This window comes from Stenotrophomonas sp. 3diitr2024 (genome assembly GCF_042136455.1).
Lineage (GTDB): Bacteria > Pseudomonadota > Gammaproteobacteria > Xanthomonadales > Xanthomonadaceae > Stenotrophomonas > Stenotrophomonas sepilia.
This window is the reverse complement of record NZ_JBHHMJ010000258.1, coordinates 1-1404: the sequence shown is the minus strand read 5'-3', so window position 1 is coordinate 1404 and position 1404 is coordinate 1. Positions and strand designations below refer to the sequence as shown.

Here is a 1404-nt window from a genome sequence, read left to right as displayed (position 1 = left end):
CGCTGGCCGGCATCCCCGTGCGGTGGGATCATTGCGGTTGCCGGCCAGCGGCCGGCACTACCGGTCCAGCGTTTCCCAGGGGAACCGCGGCAGGGCGTCCACCGCCTGTTCCAGGCGCCGTGACCAGTTCTGGTGGATATCGGCGTACAGCGCTGAATCCGCGCCCAGCCGCAGTTGCTGGCCGATGCGCAGTTCACCGTCGCGCAGCAGCGCCAGGTCGATCGGCAGGCCTACCGACAGATTGGAACGGATGGTGGAGTCCAACGAGACGATCGCCGTGCGGGCGGCATCCTCCAGGCGCGTGGCGGGGCTGAGGATGCGGTCGAGGATCGGCTTGCCGTACTTGGATTCACCGATCTGCAGGTAGGGCGTCTCCGGTGAGGCGGCGATGGCGTTGCCGAGCGGGTAGATCATGTACAGCCCAGGCCGCTCACCGGCAATCTGGCCGCCGAAGATCAGCGTGGCCTGGGTATTGACCCCATCGTGGCCATGTTCACTGTGGCTGCTGTGCACCTGGCTGTCCACCAGCAACTGGCCAACGTACGCGGCGGCCTCGAAAAGGTGAGTCATGTCGCGCAGGTTGGGTGAGCGCCGTTCGTCGGCATCGCGCCCCAGGCGCGACACCAGCAACTGGGTGGTGGCCAGGTTGCCAGCCGCCATCAGCACGTAGGCTGCCTGGCCGGGATATTCGAACACGTGCAGCTTGCGATGCACGCGTACATCGTCCAGCGAGGCATTGGTCCGGGTGTCGGCAGCGAAGACCAGGCCCTCGTCCACCTCGATTCCAACGCAATAGGTCATGTCGGTGCCCTATCATGTGCGTCCCGGATTGTAGGCAGGCCGCCGTGACGACGGCATGTCCACGCCCCCATCGCTGCCACCTGAACCGCATGACGACCGTGCTCCTGAGCCTGGGCAGCAATGTCCAGCCCCGCCGCTACCTCCACGCCGCGGTGGCGGCCCTGCGCGAGCGCTTCGGCGCGCTGCAGGTCTCGCAGGCCTACCGTACCGCCGCGGTCGGCTTCGACGGCCCGGCCTTCCTCAACAACGCGGTGGCGATCGAGACGGACTTGCCGCTGCAGGAACTGGACGACTGGCTGCATGCGCTGGAAGACGCGCACGGCCGCGACCGCAGCGGGCCGCGCTTCTCCGACCGGACCCTGGATATCGACGTGGTGTTCTACGGCGACCTGGTGGTGGAAGGTCCCGGCCACCTGCGCATTCCCCGTCCCGAACTGAAGCATGCCTTCGTGCTGAAGCCGCTGGCCGATATCGCGCCCGACTTCATCGATCCGGTCAGCGGGCTGGACCTGGCCACGCTGTGGCGCGCGCACGCGCAGTTTGGCGAGGCGTTCGAGGTGGTTGACCTGGATTGATGGAGGTTGCCGGCCAGCGGCCGGCACT

General features: G+C 67.3%; 2 protein-coding genes. One reads left to right on the top strand and one right to left on the bottom strand.

All coding sequences use genetic code 11. The features are described from left to right. Nucleotides 1–57 precede the first annotated feature (57 nt). Nucleotides 58–801 (bottom strand): 20S proteasome subunit A/B, encoded by a 744-nt coding sequence (locus ABGA94_RS05985; RefSeq protein ID WP_065178043.1) that lies wholly within the window; start codon nt 799–801, stop codon nt 58–60. 89 nt (nt 802–890) lie between these two features. On the opposite strand from ABGA94_RS05985, the gene folK reads away from it, so the two are divergent. After that, nucleotides 891–1376, top strand: a complete 486-nt coding sequence (gene folK / locus ABGA94_RS05980; protein WP_375366666.1) for a 2-amino-4-hydroxy-6-hydroxymethyldihydropteridine diphosphokinase — start codon at nt 891–893, stop codon at nt 1374–1376. The last annotated feature ends 28 nt before the right edge of the window (nt 1377–1404 follow it).